We start from the raw sequence: 24,118 nt of genomic DNA, 5'->3' as shown, positions 1-24,118 counted from the left end.
TTTAAAATGCTTGCTTGTCTTACTCTTTATTTGCTCGTATTCTTTGATGACTAACAACCATTTATTGCTCATTAATTGTTGCTCTTTTTTTGTCATAGGTACAATTATAAGAATTGTTACCTAAATTGTGAAGAAATACACTGCGGCAGGCAGGTAGATTCTGGTTGCTAGTTACTGGTTTTTGGTTTCCTCATTCTTCATTTTATATTACACATTCTACATTTTACATTCACCCTTTAAAACAACCACCCAATCCAACTATTTTACCAATTTACAAATTCACCAATTTACAAGTTTACCAATTTACTAATTCACCATTTTACCAATTCACCATTCCACCATTCCACCTTCACGGTCATTTTGGCAGGGTATTGTCAATGGCATTTTCTTTGATTAACCTTAGCAGACAAAAAAATTACGGAAAATGCAAAAAGGAAAAATTAATGTACAGACGGAAAATATCTTTCCGATAATCAAGAAATTTTTATACTCAGATCACGAAATATTTATGCGTGAAATTGTATCTAACGCTGTAGATGCAACGCAAAAGCTGAAAACACTATCATCGCTGGGGAAGTTCAAAGATGAACTAGGCGACCTTACGATTCAAATAGTTCTGGATAAAAAAGCAAAGACCCTGACAATAAAGGATAGGGGTGTTGGCATGACGGCGGAAGAAATTGACAAATACATCAATGAAATTGCTTTTTCGAGCGCCGAAGAATTTGTTAAGAAATTCAAAACTAAAAGTGAAGCAGAAACCAATGCCATTATTGGTCATTTTGGATTAGGCTTCTACTCATCGTTCATGGTTTCTGAAAAGGTTGAAATCCTGACCAAAACCTATAAAAAAGGTGGAGCTACAAAGGCCATGAAATGGGAGTGTGACGGAAGTCCTGAATATACCGTTACCGAAATTGATAAAGAAGATCGTGGTACCGAAATTATCCTTCACATTGATGAGGAATCAAAGGAGTTTTTAGAAGAATACCGCATTTTGAACCTGCTTAAAAAATACAGCAAATTTTTACCAGTACCTATTCAATTTGGCACTGAAAAAGTCAGTGAAAAGGTAGAGGGCGAAAAAGATAAAGATGGTAACGATAAATACAAAGAGATTGAAAAACCGCGTATTATCAACAATACAAATCCTTTATGGAAAAAGAAACCTACAGATTGCACGGATGAGGATTATAATTCCTTTTATCATGAACTCTATCCGATAACTTTCGAGGATCCCTTATTTCATATCCACTTGAATGTTGATTATCCGTTCAATTTAACCGGAATTTTATATTTCCCGAAAGTAAAAAAGAACCTTGAAGTTCAGAAAGACAAAATCCAATTGTTCAGCAATCAGGTATTTGTTACCGATTCGGTTGAAGGAATTGTCCCTGAATTTTTAACCTTGCTTCACGGAGTGATCGATTCGCCGGATATTCCGCTAAACGTTTCCCGATCATACTTGCAAAGCGATTCGAATGTGAAAAAAATCTCCAATTATATCATGCGAAAAGTAGCAGATAAATTGGAAGAACTGTTCAAAAAAGATCGTGAAGCTTTCGAGAAAAAATGGGACGACATCAAAGTTTTCATCCAGTATGGAATGATTTCTGAACCTAAATTTTACGATCGTGCTGAAAAATTCTCTCTGTTGAAAAACATGGAAGATAAATATTTCATGTTCGACGAATACAAAGAGCATGTAAGCGCCACTCAAAAAGATAAGGAGAACAAACTCGTTTATTTATATACCAACAATAAAGAAAGCCAGCATGCTTTTATCGAAGCGGCAAAAAGTCGCGGTTACGATGTGTTGGTTATGGATGGTGTATTGGACAATCATTTTATCAACTCGCTAGAACAAAAGTTGACCGATACTTCATTTAAACGAGTTGACTCTGACTCAATCGACAAGCTTATACAGAAGGAAGAAGTATTGCCTTCTAAATTAGATGATACGCAAAAAGAAGAGTTGAAAAAGGTAATCGAAAAAAATATCGACACCAAAACTTTCACGCTTTCATTTGAGAATATGAGTGAATCGGAAATGCCCTTCCTGATTACTCAAAACGAATTTATGCGTAGGATGAAAGACATGCAACAATTGGGAGGTGGAAGTACGATGTTTATGGGTGATATGCCTGATCACTTTAGCCTTATCGCCAATGCCAACAATCCTGTTTTCACTCATTTAATTGAGGAAAAAGAAGAAGAAAAACAAGCTGCAATCGTAAAACAATTATATGATTTGGCACGACTTTCACAAAATTTACTGAAAGGTGAGGCTTTAACAAACTTCATTAAAAGAAGCGTTGAAAACATTAAATAATTTAATGTTAAATATAAAACCATGGCAATAAAATTATATTGTCATGGTTTTTTCCAAATACCCATTAAAATTTTATTTTTATATTAGCAACAAAACATAAAACAAATCAAATGAAAAACATAAAAAAATCGTGGATCATTATCGCAATAGTTGTGGTGGTTTTTTTGATTATTTACAAATCAGTAAGTGGAACTTATAATAATATGATCACTTATTCCGAAAACATCAATGGGATGTGGTCGCAGGTAACTACCGACTATCAGCGCCGAATGGATTTAATTCCGAATTTGGTTAATACCGTTCAAGGCTATGCCGATTTTGAACAGGAAACATTAACAGCAGTTGTTGAAGCAAGAGCAAAAGCTACCTCCGTAAATGTAAGTGCCGATAATCTGAATCCGGCCATGTTTGAACAATTTCAGGCTGCTCAGCAAGGATTAAGTTCATCTTTGAGCCGATTATTAGTTACCATCGAAAAGTATCCTGAGTTAAAAGCAAATCAAGGTTTTCTTGATCTTCAAGCCCAATTGGAAGGAACAGAAAATCGCATTGCGAATTCCAGAAGGAAATTTAATGAGTCAACTCAACTTTTCAATACCTATATCAAAAAATTCCCGAAGAATATCTACGCAAGTATTTTTGGGTTTGAAACAAAAGCATATTTTCAGGCTACAGAAGGTGCTGAAAAAGCCCCTGAAGTTAAATTCTAGAATAGTAAATATGTTAGTAATTTTCATTTAAAATAATAATCATGGTATCAGCACAAAATTTCTTTAGCAAGGCCGAGAAAGATGAAATCAAAAAATCGATTCTCATGGCCGAACTTGACACCTCGGGCGAAATCAAAGTTCATATAGAAAATTATTGCGATGAGGCTGTGCTCGACCATGCTGCATATTGGTTTTCCAAATTAAAGATGGACAAAACCGAACTTCGGAACGGAGTTCTTTTTTATCTGGCTGTGAAAAGTAAAAAATTTGCAATTATTGGAGATTTAGGCATTAATCAGCTGGTTCCTAAAGACTTTTGGGATGAAGTAAAAGGAGAAATGGCCGATCATTTCGCTAAACAGGAATTTTCGGAAGGGCTCTCAAAAGGGATACAAAAGGCGGGCATATTATTAAAAAAACACTTCCCTCGACACTCAAACGACATAAACGAATTATCAGATGAAATCTCTTTTGGAAGCAATTAAAAAAATGAAAATATTTAACAGAATACTACTTATCCTGGTTCTTGTTTTATCCTCTTCAGCAACTCTTTTTGCGCAAGATGATATTCCGGCAAGGCCTAATCCACCTAAACTTGTTAATGATTTTACGCAGACTTTAAGTCCGGATCAAATCAATAGCCTCGAACGAAAATTAGAGGATTTTAGCAATAAAACCTCAAACCAAATAATGGTACTTATAACCAACGATTTAGCCGGTTATGAAATTTCTGACTTTGCTGATCGGATTGGGGATAAATGGGGTGTTGGCCAACAAAAATTCAACAATGGGGTTGTTATTGTTATCAAACCTAAAACCGGACGTGATAAAGGATTGGCAAGGATTTCGGTCGGTTACGGCCTTGATGGAGCAATACCTGATGCCATTACCGGTCGGATTATCGATAATGAGATGGTCCCATCCTTTCAACAAAACGATTATTACACGGGGTTGGAAAAAAGCACAGATGTATTAATGTCATTAGCTATTGGAGAATATAATTCGGATGAGTACAGGAAAAAAACAGAAGGCAGCCCCCTTGGAATTTTAGTCCCTATCATAGCCATCATCTTTTTTCTTATTTTCAGTAAGATGGGGCGAAAAGGAAGCCAAACATTTGGAAGTAAAAGCAGTAGTGTGCCTTTATGGGCCATGTTCTTACTCGGAAGTGCGATGAGCAGAGGTGGTCATCATGGTAGCTGGGGAAATTTCTCCGGAGGATCAGGTGGTTTCGGAGGTGGCGGAGGCTTTGGCGGTTTCGGCGGTGGAGGCTTTGGCGGCGGTGGAGCCAGCGGAAGCTGGTAAACTGCTGATTTGCTAATAAGATCATTTGAATAATAAAAAGGATGGCTTTCTCAAAGAGTAAGACATCCTTTTTTGGTTTTATATTGAAAGATGTGTGATATTGAGCAAAGCTTAAACGTCTTATACTGTCTAGGATTCATGATCACACATAGTGAGTTTGGAAGTTATAACAATTCCCTAAAATACGATTTAACCTAATTTATCCGGGTTTACTGGTATTGATCATGGCAAAGTGATTTGATAATAATTTAAAATGTGTGAATTATGTAACATATTTACAAAGTTATATGATCACCTTTGCAAAAATCCCTAAATTTTGAAATTATACATTCAGTACATGGTGAGCAACCGTTGTAAAATGGCGGTGAAAGAAGAACTGAAAAAACTACAACTGCATTTCATGGTCGTTGATTTAGGTGAAGTTGAGATTATGGAAGACATTACTGTTTTACAGCGTGAGCAATTGAAAATAGCTTTGCTCAACATAGGGCTTAAATTAATGGACGATAAGAGATCTGTTGTGATTGAAAAAATAAAAAATGTGATTAATGAAATGGTCCATCATTCGGATGAAATGATCAGAACAAACTTTTCTGATTTTTTGAGTGAGAAATTAAATCAGGATTATACCCAACTCGCAAATTTGTTTTCCGAAGTACAAGGAACCACCATCGCACAATTCATCATCTCGAATAAAATTGCAAGGATTAAAGAATTGATAATTTATGGCGAACTGAACTTGACGGAAATCGCATGGAAGATGAATTATAGCAGTGTGGCCCATTTATCCAATCAATTTAAAAAAATGACGGGGCTCACACCGACTTATTTTAAACAAATGAAAGCAAAAAAACAGACCCCGGTGGAGGAAATTGAAAAGTTAAATTAATCATCCAAGTTGCGAGCCGGATTAATGGGTGTAATAAAATTATAAAATGAAAACAACAAAACACCATAACAATATTTCTCAGGAACAATACGCCAGAAGTTTGATAGAAGCCAGTTTGGACCCTCTGGTTACTATTAGTATCAAAGGAAAAATAACTGATGTTAACGAAGCCTCGATAAAAGTTACAGGTATTTCAAGGGAAGAACTTATAAATACTGACTTTTCAAATTATTTTACGGATCCAAAAAAAGCACAGGAAGGTTACCTTCAGGTTTTTGAAAAAGGTTTTATTGCAGATTATCCATTAACCTTAAAACATAAAAACGGCAATTTAACGGATGTATCATACAATGCTTCCATTTATAAAGATAGTCAAGGAAAGGTCCTCGGCGTTTTTGCAGCAGCCCGCGATGTCACCGATCAAAAATGGGCAATTGAGTTAAGAAATGCAAATAAAGAACTCGCCTTTCAAAACGATGAGAAAGAAAAACGCGCAGCTGAATTGGTTATTGCGAACAATGAACTTTCTTTTCAAAATGAAGTGAAAGAAAAACGTGCGGCTGAATTGGTTATCGCCAATAAAGAACTTGCTTTTCAAAATAATGAGAAAGAAAAACGCGCAGCTGAATTGGTTATCGCGAACAATGAACTTTCTTTTCAAAATGAAGTCAAAGAAAAACGTGCGGCTGAATTGGTAATTGCCAATAAAGAACTTGCTTTTCAAAATAATGAGAAAGAAAAACGCGCAGCTGAATTGGTTATTGCCAATAAAGAACTTGCTTTTCAAAATAAAGAAAAAGAAAAACAGAAAATTGTAAATAAAGAACTTGAAGCGTTCAACAATATGATGAAATCAGCTTCTTTATACACACTGAGTCTTATAGAAGCCAGTCTTGATCCTTTGGTTACCATCAATTCTGAAGGAAAGATAACCGATATGAACGATGCTTTGACAAATATTACAGGACTGACACGTGAAGAAATAACAGACACTGACTTTCTGGATTATTTTACAGAACCACAAAAAGCACGTGAAGTTTATCAGGAAGTATTCGCAAAAGGATCAGTTGCCGATTCGCCACTTACGATTTGCCATAAAAATGGTAAGCTGACTGATGTACTATTCAACGGATCGGTCTATAAAGATGAAGATGGAAATGTTGACGGAGTAGTGATAGTTGCCAGGGATGTCACTGAACAAAAAAGAATTGCAACAGAACTCAAAGAGGCAATTGTTTTTGCTAAGAAGGCAACAATGATTTCTGAGGAAGCTAAGAATAAGGCAGAAAGAGCCACCCTGATTGCTGAAGATGCCGTGAAAGCAAAACAGCTATTTTTGTCAAATATGAGTCATGAAATCCGAACACCAATGAATGCTATCATCGGATTTACAAAAGTGGTTTTGAAAACCGATCTAACCGCAAAACAAAAAGAATATTTAAAAGCCATAAAATTGAGTGGCGATGCATTGATCGTGCTCATCAACGACATTCTCGATTTGGCAAAAGTCGATTCCGGGAAAATGGTATTTGAGCAAATACCTTTCCGAATGGCCCTGTCCATATCTGCCATGCTTCATTTGTTTGAAACCAAAATTCAGGAAAAAAATTTAAAACTTGTTAAAGAATACGACAAAAATATTCCTGATGTACTGGTTGGTGACCCTGTACGTTTGCACCAAATCATTTTAAACCTGGTCAGTAATGCCGTCAAGTTTACATCGAAAGGGAAAATTACCGTGAGTGTCAAATTGCTGGGAGAAGATGAAGAAAAAGTAAACATTGAATTTGCCGTTACAGATACAGGAATTGGAATTCCTGAAGCCAAAATAGAAAAGATTTTTGAAAACTTTCAGCAGGCATCCAGTGGAACATCACGTTTGTATGGAGGAACCGGATTGGGACTAGCCATCGTTAAACAATTAGTTGAACCGCAGGGTGGAAGCATTCATGTAATAAGCAAAATCAATGAAGGCTCTACATTTAGCTTTACTTTAAGTTTTTTGAAAACAAAAGCCGAAGCTGAAGCAGAAACAGAACTGGTAGAATGGGATGCGGAAATAACGAACATGAAAGTATTGGTAGTTGAAGATATTGCACTTAATCAATTACTGATGAGAACACTTTTAGATGATTTCGGGTTCGATTGTGACATTGCCGACAATGGAAAAATAGCGATCGAAAAAATGCAAACCAATTCCTACGATGTTATTTTAATGGACCTGCAGATGCCCATATTGAACGGATTTGAAGCTACCGAATACATTCGGAACAAAATGAATTCCAAAATCCCCATCATCGCACTAACAGCCGATGTAACAACTGTTGATTTGGCTAAATGCAAAGCTGTTGGTATGAATGATTATATTGCAAAACCTGTTGATGAAAGATTATTATACAGCAAAATGGTAGGATTGGTGAAAAGAACCTCCATAATAGAACCTGATGAGATAATAATAAACGATAGTTTAAATATAAAATGTACTGATCTGGATTATTTGATCCGAAGAACGAAAGCCAATCCGGTATTGATGATGGAAATGATTTCGCTCTATCTGAAACAAACCCCACCTCTGATTTTTGAAATGAAAAAAGCTTTGAAGGATAAAGATTGGAATTCATTATACTCAGCGGTACATAAAATGATTCCATCATTTTCAATCATGGGCATTAGCGCCGATTTCGAAAACATGGCAAAAAAAGTTCAGGAATATGCAAGTACGCAACAACAATCGGAGGGAATCCCGGAAATGGTAAAGCAACTTGAAAAAGTTTGTGTGCAGGCATGTGAAGAATTAGAAAAAGAATTTAATATTATTTTAAAAACACACACTAATGGGTAACAATCACAAAATCAAACTTTTTCTGGTCGATGACGATGAACTGTATCTAAAATCATTGGAAATTGATTTTCTACAGCAAGCTGATTTCGATATTAAAACTTTTGCAACCGGCGAACAATGTATAGATCATTTATTATACAATCCTGATATAATCATATTAGACTATCATTTGAACGGCATCAATAAAAAAGCGATGAACGGAATAGAAACATTGGATAAAATAAAATCTTTCAATCCGGAGATTCCTGTTGTGATGCTGTCATCTCAGGATAAAATTGAGGTAGCAATAGATTGCATGCATCACAAAGCCTCTGATTACGTAGTGAAAAGCGAAACAGCTTTCTTGCGTTTGCAAAAAACGATGACAACCATTTTCAGTTACAATAAAATGGAAAAAGCGGTGAATTGGTACATGGAGCGCATGTAACATCAGGGGTGACACCCTTCAGCGTGTCACCCCTGATGGTTTTTTAAAATTACTCAAATATCAACTTTTCAAGTTGCTTTTCATTGTGCAAAAAGTTATGGAATTCCACGAATTCTGTTTTGCCTTTAAACCACTCCAATACTTCTTCCCTGTTAATATATGTTGGTGAACTGGCAAGAATTGCTTTATAAGAACTATAACTATATTCTCTGAAATTTTCACTTGTTTTATGTTTTAAGGAGTTGTAATGAATATAAAACACCAATTGCTTAAAATATTCATCACTGGTAATTTCCAGCCTGCGAAATGGTTTTAGGAACAAATTGCCGCTTCTGCCAAACCTGTTGTTTATTCTATAAGTATATTCTTGCATTAAAAGCTTCATTTGATTTGAAAAAAAATTGTATTCAACATTTTCATTTACCCTTATCAAAAAATGAAAATGGTTGGGCATTAATGTATAGGCAAAACTTTCGCAGCATAACTTTAAATGATATTTATATCGTTGCAGAAAGTAGATATAATCATCGTGCAGGTAAAATACATTTTCGTAATTATTCCCCCGGTTGAAAATATGATAATATTTTCCGGGCTCAATTGGTGTTGTTTTATTTTTTGATGGCATAATTTTTCTAAGATCACGGGGTGATGCTCCCTTTTCGACTTTATACCAAAAGTTTGAAAATGTTCCGCTTAAGGCTAAAAATTAGTGTAGATTTTAATAAAGGAGCGTGGTTTTTGGGGTGACACCCTGAAGGGTGTCACCCCTTGGCCTTTTTGCGTCTTACAGTGTCACCTGGAAAATATTTACGGTATTTGCTTACCGGAATAGGTTTTTAAATAAATTCTTTTTTATATTTGCGCTTATTCAAATTTAATTTGAATTTCAATAAAATACTGTCTATATTTAATAGATTAATTGACTGATATTTGGCCAAATATTGAACTCATAACTTATTTTTATCAGATGTGCACCTACCACAAGATTAAGATGAAATTGATAAAACATTTCGTTTTTATAAACACACTTCTCCTATTCATTACAACTCCAATAACGAAGATTCATGCCCAGGAAGGCAAGGATTTATTTACGGTCTGTGCTGCTTGCCATACCATCGGAGGGGGTACATTAATTGGCCCTGATTTAAAAGGTGTGAATGATCGCCGTGATGAAGCCTGGCTCATTAAATTTATTCAGAATTCACAGGCACTTGTGCAGGCAGGAGACGAAGCAGCCGTAAAATTATTTGCTGAGTACAATAATATTCCCATGCCTCCAAATGATTTAACTGATGATCAGGTAAGAACATTACTTAAATATATAGAAGAATTTGATGCTACGAAGGTAGTTTCTTCGGCCATGCAAGAAAAACCAGCAGAAACAGTTTCGGAAAATATCATTGAACCTTCCTATTTAAAAAAAGCAGACGCAAGAAAATTTGGTACCATATTCATTATTGTGCTTGTCCTCTTTGTATTAGCCTTGGCTGACCTGTTTATCACAAGATTTATAAAAGCCAAATTTGTACATCTGATCGTGATTTTAATTTCGATTTTTATCATGGGTGAAATTATTGTGATTGAAGCACAAGGAATTGGCCGACAACAATATTACGAACCCATTCAGCCTATTGCATTTTCACATAAAATACATGCAGGTCAAAATAAAATTGATTGTTTATATTGCCATTCAACCGCCACAAAGAGCATGCATGCAGGAATTCCATCAACACAATTATGCATGAATTGCCATAATGTGGTCAAATCAGGCAAAATCACCGGAACAGAAGAAATCGCAAAAATTTACAAATCATTAGAAACACAAACACCCATTGAATGGATCAAAGTTCATAATGTTCCTGATCATGTTTTCTTTAGTCATGCACAACATGTTGAAGTCGGCAAAATCAGTTGTAACGAATGTCATGGACCCGTCGAAACTATGGACAGGGTGATGCAGGTAAGCGATTTAAGCATGGGTTGGTGCATCGAATGCCACAGGACAAGGGAAGTTCAGTTTACAAATAATTTTTATAAAGATTATAAGAAACTGCATGAAGAGATAAACTCGGGTAAACGAAGCCGGGTAACCGTTGATTTAGTTGGTGGTGAAGATTGCCAAAAATGTCATTATTAAAAATTACAAATCTATCATCATAAAATAATTATCAGATGAAGAAATACTGGCAAAGCCTGGAAGATTATCAAAGGATTAAAACAAATCAGGAATACGTTGAAAAACCGGAACCTGAATTTTCCATTGAAGGAATGACCGAAGAGGAAAAAAAAGGAAAAGCAACCCGTCGTGATTTTTTAAAAATGCTTGGGTTTACCGTTGGTGGAGCAGTAATTGCTGCAAGTTGCGAAACTCCTGTTCGTAAAGCCATCCCATTTTTGAACCAACCGGAAGAAATTACCCCTGGTATTGCAAATTATTATGCTTCTACATTTTATGATGGCAACGATTATTGTAGCGTTTTAGTAAAAACGAGGGAAGGTCGCCCAATCAAAATCGAGGGGAATGATTTATCACCCATTTCAAAAGGAGGAACCAGCGCAAGGGTTCAGGCTTCAATCTTAAATTTATACGATAACGCACGTTTTAAAAACCCACTAAAAGATAATCAGGAAATCGATTGGGGAACTTTAGATTCTGAAGTTTCATCACAACTAAAATTTATCAGTAAACAGGGAAGAGAAATTGTTTTATTAACCGGAACTATCATCAGTCCTTCAACCCGTAAATTAATTGAAGATTTCAAATTAGTTTATCCGGGCACAAAATGGATCACTTATGATGCAATTTCATATCAGGCAATTCGACTTGCGCATCAGAAACAGTTTGGTGCTGCAATTATCCCATCGTATGATTTTTCAAAAGCAAAACTAGTGGTTGGGTTTAATGCTGATTTTCTTGGCACATGGATTTCACCTGTTGAGTTTACCAAACAATATTCAGCTGCCCGTAAATTATTGAATGGCGAAACAAGCATGCTTCGTCACATCCAATACGAAACTACCATGACCATTACCGGTGGCATGGCTGATCATCGAACCCCGATGAAAGCCAGTGATGAAAAAGCAACCTTATTGAATCTTTATAATGAGATTGCAAGATTGCTTGGAAAGACTCAATTTTCAATTTCAAAACCAGTTGTTGAGGTTCACAAGCTGGCAGTGGAGCTCATAGAAAAGATAGGTGATTCTATGGTTTTGTGTGGAAGCAATGATGAAGAATCTCAATTGATTGTAAATGCCATCAATTATTTACTTGGCAATTATGGAAAAACCATCGATCTTGTTCATAACATTCAATTCAAACAGGGAAATGATATTGAATTTGCTGAATTAATCGAAAGGATGAACGACGGGAATGTAGGTGCCATCATTCATTACAACGCAAATCCGGTTTACAATTACCCTAATGCCCAAAAATACGTGGATGGGTTAAATAAAGTAGATTTAAAGATTTCATTTGCCGAATCTCCCGATGAAACCAGCACTGTTTGCGATTATTTAGCTCCCGATCATAATTACCTTGAATCGTGGAACGATGCAGAACCCAAACTGGGCTTTTACAGCATGACGCAACCCTCAATTCGCAATATTTTTGAAACCCGTCAGGCGCAGGACAGTTTACTAAAGTGGATTGGCAATGATCAAAACTATCAAAGCTATATTGAAAAATTTTGGGAAGAGCATTTATTTGCAAAACAATCTAAGTTCGGAACTTTCAAAGCATTCTGGAACCAATCGGTACATGACGGAGTTTTTATTTCCGAAGAAAAACAAAATTCAAACTTTGCATATCAGGAAGCTGAACTTAAAATTACTGAGCCTGAGAAGGATAACTCAAAATATGAATTATTCCTTTATGAAAAAGCAGGAATAGGAAGCGGAAATTTTGCCAACAATCCATGGCTTCAAGAGCTACCCGATCCTATTAACATGTCAACCTGGGATAATTACTTATGTGTTTCTACCCCTTTGGCAGAAGAATTTGGTTTTAAAACTGAAGATGTTGCACTTATTAATGGCAATTTTGAAATGCCTGTGCTCGTACAACCGGGACTTGAGAAAAACAGTGTTGCCATTGCTCTAGGTTACGGAAGAACCAACGCTGGTAAAGTTGGAGATAATTTAGGCACCAATATTTATCCATTTATGACCCTTACAAATGGGTTAAAGAAATTAAGCGGTTCATCTGTAAGTATTGAAAAGGTTGATGGTAAAACTTATCCCTTGGCACTGACGCAAACGCATCACACCATGGAAGGACGTAGTTTAGTGCGCGAAACGACCCTGGAAAAATATTTGAAAGATCCTGCATCAGGAAATGAAAGACATGCCGAGGATGCAAAGAAAAACACGACTCTTTACACCAAACCGGAATTTACCGGATTCCATTGGGGCATGGCAATTGACCAGAGTTCATGTATTGGTTGCGGGAATTGCGTGATCAGTTGTCAGGCTGAAAATAACGTGGCGGTAATCGGTAAACAAGAAGTTCGTAATCGCCGGATCATGCATTGGATCAGGATTGACCGTTACTATTCGGAAGAATCGGAAAATCCGGAAGTATTCCACCAGCCCGTAATGTGCCAGCATTGCGATAATGCACCTTGCGAAAACGTTTGTCCTGTCGCGGCCACTCCACACAGCAGTGAAGGATTAAACCAAATGGCCTATAACCGATGTATTGGAACACGTTATTGTATGAATAATTGTCCATATAGGGTGCGTAGATTTAACTGGTTCGAATATGCCAACAATAAAGATTTTGATTACAACATGAACAATGACGTTGGCAAATTGGTTTTGAACCCTGATGTGGTTGTTCGCTCACGCGGAGTTGTAGAAAAGTGCTCCTTATGTGTTCAGCGAATTCAGGAAAAAAAATTACTGGCAAAAAGCGAAAACAGGCAATTACTGGATGGTGAAATAAAAACTGCTTGTCAGTCGAGTTGCCCTGCAGACGCAATTACTTTTGGTAATTTATTGGACCCGAACAGTGAGATTTCAAAGATATATGAAAATCCAAGAAATTATCATTTATTGGAAGAAATCCATACTTTACCTTCAACCAGTTATTTGACAAAAATCAGAAATAAAAAAAGCTAAACCAAGCCTTTAGAAATGTATAAAAAAGAAGTCAGAGGAATATTAATTGAGGGGAATAAAAATTATGGGCAAATCACCCGTGATATTACTGGACCCCTTTATGCACAAACCCCACTATGGTGGTATATTGCCATTTCAATTTCAAGCATCGCCATTTTGATTGGGGCCTTGGCAATTTACAGGACCATTTCAACAGGAATTGGCACCTGGGGTGTAAATAATAATGTTGCATGGGGATGGGCCATCATCAACTTTGTATGGTGGGTAGGGATTGGTCATGCCGGAACCGCTTTTTCAATTTTCCTTCTTATTTTACGCCAAAAGTGGCGTACATCAATCAATCGCGCTGCTGAAGCAATGACTGTTGTAGCTGTAATCTGTGCTGGTCTTTTCCCGATGTTGCACATGGGTAGGATTTGGAATGCTTTTTTCATATTTCCTTATTGGAACACAAGAGGTCCGCTGTGGGATAATTTTAATTCTCCCCTATTTTGGGATGTTGTCGCCATTAGTACTTATTTCATGGCATCGGCTGTGTTCTGGTTTATTGGAATGATCCCGGATTTTGCGACCATCCGTGATAATACGACCTCAAAAATTAAAAAAAGGGTTTATGGATTTTTAAGTTTTGGTTGGATCGGCAATGCAAGGGGATGGTTGCGTTTTGAAACAGCCTCACTTTTATTGGGAGGATTAGCTGCGCCATTAGTAATAGCTGTTCATTCGGTAGTTTCAATGGACTTTGCAACATCAGTAATGCCGGGTTGGCATACCACCATTTTCCCGCCTTACTTTGTTGTTGGGGCTATCTTCTCAGGATTCGGAATGGTTTTAACATTGATGATTATTGTCAGAAAAGTTTTTAAATTCCAGGATTATATCACCCAATCACATTTCGATGCCATTGCCCGGATCCTGACATTCATCAGCTTGATCATGGCTACGGCCTACACTACTGAACTTTTTATAGCCTGGTACGGTGGCAACGAATATGAAATGTTCACATTCATGAAAAACAGGGTTACGGGTGAATACACCATAGCCTTTTGGACCATGATTACTTGTAATGCAATTATTCCACAACTTTTTTGGTTCAAAAAAATCCGAAAAAATATTACCATTGTTTTCATCATGTCGATTTTTATCAATATCGGAATGTGGTTCGAACGATACGTAATTGTGGTGACCTCCTTATCAAAAGATTTTCTCCCATCAAGCTGGGCAACTTATTCACCAACTTATGTTGAGATTGGAATTTTTATTGGTACGCTTGGAATTTTCATTACAGGAGTATTATTATTCTTCAGATATATACCCATGATTGCAATAAGTGAAGTAAAAGGAATTTTGAAAAAAACCAGTAATTAAACAGCTATGTTAGAAACAAATATTATTGGAGTTTATGAAGATGAGGATGTTTTGCTCAAAGCCATTCATCAAATTCAGGATAAAGGAATAAAAATAAAGGACGTTTACTCCCCTTTCCCGATTCACGGAGTATTTGAAGCTTTAAAACTCAAGACAAGAATGCCATTGGCCACTTTTATTTATGGGGTTTTCGGAACCATAATCATCTTTGGTTTCCTTTATTGGACTTCAGTTGTAAGTTACCCTTTGAAATTTGGGGGCAAACCATTGAATTCGCTTTCATTCATCATCATCATTTTTGTAGCTACCATATTTGTAGCCTCATTCTTAACTTTTATGACTTTTTTCATTCGTGAAAAACTTGGACCGGGCAAAACCGTGGATGTGATAGATCCACGATCGACCGATGATAAATTTCTCATCGTGATTGAGAAAGAAATAAACATGACCGCAGAAGAAATTGATTTGATAAGAAAATCATTAAAAGAAAGTGGAGCATCGGAAATCAATGAATCAATAAAGGAAATCAAAGAAAAAAAATAATCTGAAATATTCACATAATGAACAAAGTGAAATATCAAATACTTAAAAGCACATTTTTCATCCTCCTTTTAATGGTTGGATTGAGTTCATGTAACCATGATAAAACAAAACCGGGATATGCTTATATGCCGGATATGTACTATTCTGAGGCTTACAATGCGAATTCTCCCAATCCCGTATTTAAAAACAATATGACGAACCAATTACCTGCACTCGGAACTATTGCTCGTGGACAAATGCCTTACCCCTATCAGGCAAAAAATTATTTTGATCAAATTGCTGCGGGCAATGAACTCATGAACCCTGTTGAAATAAATTTACAGACTTTGGCGGAAGGTAAAGTGCAATTTGATATTTACTGCATGAGCTGCCATGGTGAACAAGGTGACGGAAATGGTTATTTATATACCAGCAAATTATACCCTATGAAACCTACCTCTCTTATCGAATCATATGTCCAAAGTAAAAAGGACGGTGAAATTTTCCACGTCATCACAGTAGGTTCCCTATCTGGTCTAATGGGAGCGCATGCGAGTCAAATTAATGCCGAAGACAGATGGAAAATCATCAATTACATACGAAACGATCTGGCTAAAAAATAATTGAACAAGATAATCTTAACCCAATGGATAAAGAATTAACAATCTCATCAAAATTTAAAAATGCTGCTTTTGCATTGATTGGAATTGGCATCATCGCGTTCATCTATGGATTTATCAAACATCCTGAAAGGGCCTGGGCAAATTTATTGATCAACAATTATTATTTTTTAGCCTTGACGATTGGTGCTACTTTTTTTATGGTCCTGCAATACATTACACAAAGCGGTTGGTCCTCGGGTTTTGTTAGAATTCCTCAAGCCATTGCCAATTTTTTCCCGGTACTGCTTTTATTAATGATCCCCTTGTTATTTGGGTTACATCACCTTTATCATTGGAGCCATGCAGAAGAAGTTGCTCAGGATGCGATCCTACAGCACAAATCACCATATCTGAATGTTCCCTTTTTCATCATCAGGTTTTTTATTTATTTCGCAGTTTGGATTGGTTTGACCCAATTGCTGCGAAGACTTTCACATAAAGAAGATATTGAGGGTGGGCTTAAATATTTTGAGAAAAGCGAATTTTATTCAAAGGTTTACATTTTTTCTTTGGCGTTAACATTTTCTCTGGCTTCCTTTGATTGGATCATGTCGATAGATGCCCATTGGTTCAGTACTATTTTCGCTATCCGAAATTTTGCAATGGGCTTTTATCATGCAGTAGTTTTGATTACAATTATCGTCATTTTATTAAATAAATTGGGTCACTTTCCTTTCTTCAATAAATATCACCTACAGGATTTAACAAAGTATATATTTATCCTGAGCATTATTTGGGCTTATACCTGGTTCTGTCAATATATTTTAATATGGTATGCCAATATTCCTGAAGAAACAGTATATTATGTGCCGCGAACAATGGGTGAATTCAAACCTTTATTTTATACTGAACTGATCGTAAACTGGTTATTCCCATTTTTAGCTTTAATGTCGAACAAAGTTACGGCCAATAAAAATGCGGTTTTGGTTGTTGCAATTGTTTTAATGCTTGGTCAATGGGTGGATGTGTATATGCAGGTTACCGTAGGTACCCTTCACCACTTAAATATTGGGTTTATCGAAATTGGCAGTTTCTTAGGTTTCATTGGAATATTTGGATTGGTTTTAGCTTATTCTCTTAAAAAACATCCATTGGTAGCAAAGAATCATCCATATTTGGAAGAATCACTTGAACATCATAATTGAAAAGACTGTTAAATCTTCATCTAAAAGATGATTTTTATCATCCGAAGCTTGATCTATTTTTTATTAATTTTGCCATTTACTAAAAGCTACTTATTAAACTATCTATACTCATGAGAAAATTTTTTGACTTTCTATTTTCGATGCAATTTGCAGGCACCCTAATGTTGGTTTTTGCTGGAGTTATCGGAGCAGCAACATTTGTGGAAAACGATTTAGGAACACTTGCCGCAAAAATTATTGTGTACGATTCGCTCTGGTTTGAGGGTTTATTGCTACTTATGTCAATCAGTATGTTTGGCAGTATCTATAAATACAAGCTCTATCAACGAAAAAAACATACCGTTTTAATTTTTCATATTTCGTTTATCATTATACTCATCGGATCGGCCATTACACGGTATGTTGGAGAAGAAGGGAATATGAGAATTCGTGAAGGTGAAGCTTCAAATCAAATTATTTCGCAACAATCCTATATTCAAGTATCCGTAAATAATGGAGTAAATCGATATAACTACAGCGACAAGAAATTATTTAATCCTTACAAAAACAGTAGTTATGATAAAACACTTCATTTTAATAATGAAAGCAGCCATATCTCAATGGTAAGGTTTGTTCCGAATGCCGCAGAAACCATTATTGATGATCCAACCGGGAAACCAATTATTTCGGTTGTTACTATGGGTAGAAATGGCCAAGAAGCAAGATTTATCAGAAAAGGGGAGTCTGTTCTCATAGGAAATGTTTATTTCTCTTTCGAAACCGGAAATATTAATCCAACTCATGTACAAATCATTCAGAATGCTGATGGATATTTTTTCATTTCACCGTTTGAGGCAAGTTATACGGAAATGACCAATCAATCAAAAATCGTTTTGGAAGCAAATGCTATGCAGCAGTTTGAACCGATGAAATTGTATTCGTTTGGTGGAACAAGTTTAGTCATTCAAAAAATATATGAACGCGCCAGTGCAAGATTGGTTGCCGGACCGGCCAGTAAGGATGCGAATTATAATGATGCGGTTATTTTTAATATTTCGTATCATGATAAAAATGAACAAGTCACTGTTTTTGGTGGTCAGGGAGCAATGGGAGAAACAAGCTCTGTTAAAATTGACGGGATTGAATTCACGATGAGTTATGGTTCAAAAATTATTGATGTTCCGTTTTCACTGTACCTGCGTGATTTTCAGTTGGATCGTTATCCAGGCTCTATGAGTCCATCTTCATTTGCCAGCGAAGTGACTTTGATTGATAAGAGAAATAATATCGAAGAACCACGAAGGATTTTTATGAATAATGTACTGAATTATGATGGTTATCGCTTTTTCCAATCGTCTTATGATCAGGATGAGAAGGGTACAATTCTATCGGTGAACCATGATCGTTGGGGAACATTTGTAACTTATATTGGTTACTTCATCATGGCATTAGGGATGATTTTGAATTTTTTCCATAAAGACAGCAGATTTAGGCACCTGATGAGGTTATCAGCAAATACTAAAAAGGCCGGCATTGTTTTACTGCTGATTACTGTTGGTATTCTGAATACTAATAATGTTCAGGCTCAATACACGAACATTGATCCGACTAACTACATCAATGCATCTCATGCAAAAAGCTTCGGGCAACTCATGGTTCTGGATCAAAAAGGGAGGATTGAACCAATCAACACCCTTTCTTCAGAAATAGTCAGGAAAGTAACTAAAAAAGGAACGTTCCTCGGATTGAGTTCAGATCAGGTATTTTTAGGAATGCTTGCCGATCCTGGCAGTTGGCAATCAGTACCAATGATCAAAGTTACTGACAGTGAATTGAAAAGAATGTTAGGTGTAAGAGGAAGTCTTGCGTCATTTAATGATTTCATCGATTTTAATAAAGGGGGATCTTATAAACTTTCGGGCTATGTTGATGCAGCCTATAAAAAGAAACCGGCAGGCAGAACAGGTTTTGATAAGGAAATTATCAAGGTTGATGAAAGGGTGAACATCTGTTATATGGTTTATTTAGGAGATTTTATGAATATTTTCCCACTTAAAGATGACAAAAATAACGGATGGTATGCTGTCAGCGATTCGCTAAAATTTGCACCGGAAGATAGGGCTTTTGTGAAAAATGTGCTTCCAATGTATTATGGAGCGGTGCTAAAAGGTATTCAATCGGGAAACTGGAATGAAGCTTCGCAAAGTTTAACTTATATAAAAACTTTTCAGGAAACATTTGGAAGTCAGATTTTGCCTTCAAAAACCAAAACCAACATAGAAATTACTTATAATAAATTGAATATTTTCAAACGCCTGTTCCCATTATACAGCTTGGTTGGATTTGTCATGCTGATTCTATTATTTGCGGGTGTTTTAAATCCCAGATATAAATTTGAAAAAATTATTAAGATTGGAATCGTTTTGATCATTCTTTTCTTCGCTTTTCAAACCATTGGATTAGTGGCCAGATGGTATATCTCAGGTCATGCTCCGATGAGCAACGGTTACGAATCCATGATTTATATTTCATGGGCCACCGTTTTTGCCGGATTATTTTTTATTAAAAAATCTAAAATTACGGTCGCAACGACCGCTATTCTGGCTTCCTTAACTTTAATGGTTGCCAATATGAGTTGGATGGATCCGGAAATTACAAATCTGGTTCCTGTTTTGAAATCATACTGGCTTTTAATTCACGTTGCTATTATAACAGCAAGTTATAGTTTCCTGGCCATAGGTGCTTTACTTGGGTTTTTAAATCTTGTGATGATGATTCTTAAAAATCCAAAAAACAAAGATCGGATCAATGCCACAATAAAAGAACTGACCAATATCAATGAAATGAACCTGATCATCGGAGGATTCTTACTTACCATTGGAACTTTTCTTGGTGCCGTATGGGCAAACGAATCGTGGGGAAGATATTGGGGCTGGGATCCAAAAGAAACCTGGGCCTTGGTGACTGTAGTGGTTTATGCATTTATAGTTCATATGCGTTTAACTCCGGGTTTAAAAGGAACTTATGCTTTTAATTTTGGAGCATTGATTAGTTTTAGTTCTGTACTTATGACTTATTTTGGTGTAAATTATTACCTGTCCGGTATGCACTCTTATGCTAAAGGCGATCCTGTTCCGGTTCCTGTATTTGTTTATTATACCATTGCAGTCATATTTGCTGTTTCAATCTGGGCCTATATCAAGGAAAATAAACAAAACGTTAAAATAAAATCTGAATAATTTTAAATCAAATTCCTTGTAGTCTCCCCTGAATAAGGGACCTGCCTTGCCGCTGACAGGGATGTCAGTCGAATGACTGACAGAGGGGTAAAATAATAAAAATCTCATTTAAAACCGAAGCCTAATTCAGACTTCGGTTTTTTTATGTTGATTAATTTTATTTTTATTAGGTCTAAATTATAATAGTGTAATTTTTATACTATTTTTGTAACGGATTTATCTACTTGAAAATAAAGAATACTAAACCTGAAATAATGAAAATAGCTGAAAATAAAGTAGCTGTACTAGCATATACCATGACCACTGACGGTGGTCGAAAAATTATTGAACTCATCAGAAGTGAACATCCACGCGCTTTTATTTTTGGAGCGGGTGTATTGCTCGAAGGTTTCGAAAATGCAATGATGGGGCTAATAGCCGGCGAATCATTTGACTTTAAACTGGAGCCTGAGCAGGCATATGGACCACGTGACGTTTATGCGGTAATCGACATTCCAAAAGATACTTTTGAAGTGAATGGTGTAATTGACGAAAGTGTGCTCGTGATTGGAAACGAAATTCCAATGGCCGACAATCACGGTAACAGGCATGTTGGAGTTGTTGTCGATACCAATGCAGAAAATATTATCATGGATTTTAATCATCCTTTAGCAGGTAAAATACTCCATTTTAAAGGTGAAGTAATTGAAGTCAGGGAAGCTAATCAGGAGGAACTTGATTCATTAAATCATAGCTGTGGCTGCGGAAGCAGTTGTGGATGTGGAAGCGGTGAAAAGAAGAATAATTCAGGAGGTGGATGTGGTTGTGGAACTCACGAACATGAACACGCACATGCCGAAGACAATAGTTGTCCTACTTGTGGAAACGCTCCGGAAGATCAGGGAAAAGGGATTGGAAGTTGCCGTTGTAGTTAATGCAACCTTTTTTCAAAAACTCAAACCGAAATTTATAGCTAACTTTGAATCTAATTCAAATCAGGCAGTAAATTGGCTAAATCAGAGAATTTCACATGTTTCCATTGCGGAGATGATTGCGGATCGCATCCCATCATATACGAGGATAAACCCTTCTGTTGTAATGGGTGTAAATCAGTATATGAAATCTTGAAGGATAGCGATGCCTGTGAGTATTATGCTATCGAAGATAAACCAGGGACCAAAAATATAAATCCTGAATTGGGCAATAAATTTGCTTACCTCGACTTGGATGATATCAAAAAAGAATTACTCGATTTTTCAGATTCGGGAGTAAGTAAAGTCACTTTTTTCATCCCCTCAATTCATTGCAGTTCCTGTATCTGGTTACTCGAAAATCTGAATCGCTTGAATGCCGGAGTGATATTATCTTCGGTCAATTTTGTTAAGAAAGAAGCTCGAATCACATTCCGTGATACGGTAATTAGCCTTCGTCAACTTGTCGAATTAATGGCCTCGATAAATTATGAGCCCAGAATTACACTGAATGATCTTCAGAAAAAAAACGAAAAAACAGCGGACAGGAAAATATACTACAAACTTGGTGTCGCCGGTTTTGCCTTTGGGAATATTATGTTGCTCAGTTTTCCGGAGTACGTAAATTTTAACGATACGCTTGAGCAATCATATCGTAATTCATTCGCCTGGTTAATGCTCATTCTTTCTTTGCCGGTGGTATTTTACGCTGCCACCGATTATTATGTATCCTCTTTTAAAAGTCTTAAAAAGAAGATTATCAATATTGATATTCCAATCGCTTTGGGAATTTCTGTTTTATTTCTGCGCAGTGCTTATGAAATAATTTTTCAACTTGATGTCGGATATCTTGACTCTCTTTCGGGTCTGGTGTTTTTTCTGCTTATCGGAAAATGGTATCAGAATAAAACTTATCAGGCCTTATCTTTTGAGAGAAATTATAAATCATATTTCCCTGTCGCTGTTACAGTTATTGATAAGAATGAACAGGAGAGAGCCGTTCCGTTAAAAGAACTCAAAATCGGTCAACGATTGATCGTCCGAAACCGTGAAATCATTCCGGCCGATTCCATTTTACTAAAAGGCAAAGCCAATATCGATTACAGCTTTGTAAGCGGAGAATCAAATCCCGTTTCGAAAAGTTTAAAAAGTTTGATTTATGCAGGTGGACGACAGGTCGGAGAAGCCATTGAATTAATGGTCGAAAAAGAAATATCGCAAAGCTACCTGACTGAATTATGGAATCAGGAAATCGGCCTTGAAAAGGAAGGATCGAAACTAAATTCTATCATAGATAATGTCAGTCGTTACTTCACTCTGGCCATCATTTTGATCGCCCTCATGAGTGGGATTTACTGGCTCATTATTGATCAAAATATTGCAATGAACGCTTTTACTTCTGTATTGATTGTGGCATGTCCCTGTGCATTGGCGCTCACGTTGCCTTTTGCCTTCGGAAGTACCATGCGCATCTTCGGTCGTGCAGGTTTTTATCTCAAAAAAACGGATATTGTTGAACAACTTACGCGTATTGACACCATCGTTTTTGATAAGACCGGGACCTTAACCCGGAATGATGAATTTATGGTTAATGCTGATCAGTTAGAGCTTAAAGATAACGAATATTCACTTGTTAAATCTGCCGTTCGTCAATCCTCGCATCCAATGAGTTTGGCTATTTACAAAAGTCTAAGCCATCCGCTTTTAGAAGAAATTATAAGTTTTGATGAAATTCCTTCCGAAGGAATCAGTGCCATAATTAATCACCAGGAAATTAAGATTGGTTCAGAAAAATTTGTAACGGGAAAAACCAAAAATCAATCGACTTATTCTAGCAGGGTTTATGTATCGATTGATGGAATCCAGAAAGGATTCTTTCAAATAAACAATAAATACAGGAATGGCCTTGAAGAAGTGATCCGGCAACTAAAACCCAATCATCAATTGCACCTGCTTTCGGGCGATAACGATGCAGAAAGAGAAAAATTGCTGCATCTTTTTGAAGACGAAAACAGTATGCATTTTAACCAATCCCCAACTGACAAGCTCAACTATGTAAAACTTCTCAAATCCAAAGGAAAACATATTTTGATGATCGGGGATGGATTAAATGATGCCGGTGCATTGAATGAAAGTCATGTGGGCATTTCTATTGCCGATAATATTTATCACTTCTCCCCTGCCTGTGATGCCATTTTGGAAGCAAATAAATTTTCTGAATTATTCAAATTTATTGCATTTTCAAAAACCGCCATGAATATAATCAAATGGAGTTTTTTAATTTCCTTTCTCTACAATATTTTTGGGATTTCCTTTGCAGCTGAGGGTTTATTAACTCCTATTCTTTCTGCCATCTTAATGCCTCTTAGCTCTGTGACCGTAGTTGCTTTCATAACACTGAGAATAAGAACCCTCGCCGGATCAAGAAAAATTATATTCGACTAAAATTTCGCACACCTCAATAACGCTGAATTATCTAATCAAATTTATGGCTTGATTTAATTATTGATTATCTTTATGATTGTGAGATGTAAAAAAGCAATTAAGTGCACTATTCCAATCACTTCCAAACAATTCTTATCTGGAATAACTCTAAATTATTATTTTGGTAAACATTTACTTGATTA

At 36.3% G+C, this 24,118-nt stretch carries 17 protein-coding genes; 16 read left to right on the top strand and 1 reads right to left on the bottom strand.

Annotation, left to right across the window (positions count from 1 at the left end; translation table 11 throughout):
- The first annotated feature begins 424 nt into the window (after window positions 1-424).
- The 7 genes from htpG (at window position 425) to KKG99_00410 (ending at window position 8,505) form a co-directional block, all read left to right on the top strand.
- Complete coding sequence (gene htpG, locus KKG99_00440; protein ID MBU1011444.1) at window positions 425-2,332, top strand: molecular chaperone HtpG; 1,908 nt, start codon at window positions 425-427, stop codon at window positions 2,330-2,332.
- A gap of 119 nt (window positions 2,333-2,451) precedes the next feature.
- Window positions 2,452-3,042: a LemA family protein gene (locus KKG99_00435; GenBank protein ID MBU1011443.1), complete on the top strand. Its 591-nt coding sequence runs from the start codon at window positions 2,452-2,454 to the stop codon at window positions 3,040-3,042.
- Between the two features lie 41 nt (window positions 3,043-3,083).
- Window positions 3,084-3,527 (top strand): TPM domain-containing protein, encoded by a 444-nt coding sequence (locus KKG99_00430; protein MBU1011442.1) that lies wholly within the window; start codon window positions 3,084-3,086, stop codon window positions 3,525-3,527.
- Window positions 3,528-3,531: 4 nt separating this feature from the next.
- On the top strand, window positions 3,532-4,347 hold the full coding sequence (locus tag KKG99_00425) for a TPM domain-containing protein (GenBank protein MBU1011441.1): 816 nt from the start codon (window positions 3,532-3,534) through the stop codon (window positions 4,345-4,347).
- Window positions 4,348-4,684: 337 nt separating this feature from the next.
- Window positions 4,685-5,236: an AraC family transcriptional regulator gene (locus KKG99_00420; protein ID MBU1011440.1), complete on the top strand. Its 552-nt coding sequence runs from the start codon at window positions 4,685-4,687 to the stop codon at window positions 5,234-5,236.
- Between the two features lie 46 nt (window positions 5,237-5,282).
- A complete protein-coding gene (locus KKG99_00415; protein MBU1011439.1) occupies window positions 5,283-8,078 on the top strand; it encodes a PAS domain S-box protein in 2,796 nt (931 codons plus the stop codon).
- Window positions 8,071-8,505: a response regulator gene (locus KKG99_00410; GenBank protein MBU1011438.1), complete on the top strand. Its 435-nt coding sequence runs from the start codon at window positions 8,071-8,073 to the stop codon at window positions 8,503-8,505. Before KKG99_00415 ends, KKG99_00410 begins: the two co-directional genes overlap by 8 nt.
- Before the next feature lie 49 nt (window positions 8,506-8,554).
- Here KKG99_00410 and KKG99_00405 read toward each other — a convergent pair whose 3' ends face one another.
- Window positions 8,555-9,130 (bottom strand): transposase, encoded by a 576-nt coding sequence (locus KKG99_00405; protein ID MBU1011437.1) that lies wholly within the window; start codon window positions 9,128-9,130, stop codon window positions 8,555-8,557.
- Between the two features lie 366 nt (window positions 9,131-9,496).
- Here KKG99_00405 and KKG99_00400 point away from each other — a divergent pair, with 366 nt between their 5' ends.
- The 9 genes from KKG99_00400 (at window position 9,497) to KKG99_00360 (ending at window position 23,936) form a co-directional block, all read left to right on the top strand.
- A complete protein-coding gene (locus KKG99_00400) occupies window positions 9,497-10,642 on the top strand; it encodes a c-type cytochrome (GenBank protein MBU1011436.1) in 1,146 nt (381 codons plus the stop codon).
- 35 nt (window positions 10,643-10,677) lie between these two features.
- On the top strand, window positions 10,678-13,626 hold the full coding sequence (locus KKG99_00395; protein MBU1011435.1) for a TAT-variant-translocated molybdopterin oxidoreductase: 2,949 nt from the start codon (window positions 10,678-10,680) through the stop codon (window positions 13,624-13,626).
- 15 nt (window positions 13,627-13,641) lie between these two features.
- Entirely contained in the window at window positions 13,642-14,994 is a 1,353-nt protein-coding gene (nrfD, locus tag KKG99_00390; GenBank protein ID MBU1011434.1) for a polysulfide reductase NrfD, read from the top strand.
- Between the two features lie 6 nt (window positions 14,995-15,000).
- Window positions 15,001-15,537, top strand: a complete 537-nt coding sequence (locus KKG99_00385; GenBank protein MBU1011433.1) for a DUF3341 domain-containing protein — start codon at window positions 15,001-15,003, stop codon at window positions 15,535-15,537.
- A gap of 17 nt (window positions 15,538-15,554) precedes the next feature.
- The gene (locus KKG99_00380; GenBank protein MBU1011432.1) at window positions 15,555-16,139 is read left to right on the top strand and encodes a c-type cytochrome; all 585 of its coding nucleotides are present in this window, start codon (window positions 15,555-15,557) and stop codon (window positions 16,137-16,139) included.
- Between the two features lie 23 nt (window positions 16,140-16,162).
- Window positions 16,163-17,323: a quinol:cytochrome C oxidoreductase gene (locus KKG99_00375; protein ID MBU1011431.1), complete on the top strand. Its 1,161-nt coding sequence runs from the start codon at window positions 16,163-16,165 to the stop codon at window positions 17,321-17,323.
- Window positions 17,324-17,433: 110 nt separating this feature from the next.
- Complete coding sequence (gene ccsB / locus KKG99_00370; protein ID MBU1011430.1) at window positions 17,434-20,541, top strand: c-type cytochrome biogenesis protein CcsB; 3,108 nt, start codon at window positions 17,434-17,436, stop codon at window positions 20,539-20,541.
- Window positions 20,542-20,795: 254 nt separating this feature from the next.
- The gene (locus KKG99_00365) at window positions 20,796-21,455 is read left to right on the top strand and encodes an FKBP-type peptidyl-prolyl cis-trans isomerase (GenBank protein ID MBU1011429.1); all 660 of its coding nucleotides are present in this window, start codon (window positions 20,796-20,798) and stop codon (window positions 21,453-21,455) included.
- A 72-nt stretch (window positions 21,456-21,527) separates the two neighbouring features.
- On the top strand, window positions 21,528-23,936 hold the full coding sequence (locus tag KKG99_00360) for a heavy metal translocating P-type ATPase metal-binding domain-containing protein (GenBank protein ID MBU1011428.1): 2,409 nt from the start codon (window positions 21,528-21,530) through the stop codon (window positions 23,934-23,936).
- The last annotated feature ends 182 nt before the right edge of the window (window positions 23,937-24,118 follow it).

It is taken from the genome of Bacteroidota bacterium (genome assembly GCA_018816945.1).
Lineage (GTDB): Bacteria > Bacteroidota > Bacteroidia > Bacteroidales.
Note: the sequence above shows the minus strand (reverse complement) of the source record. Positions and strands in the feature narration are given on the sequence as shown.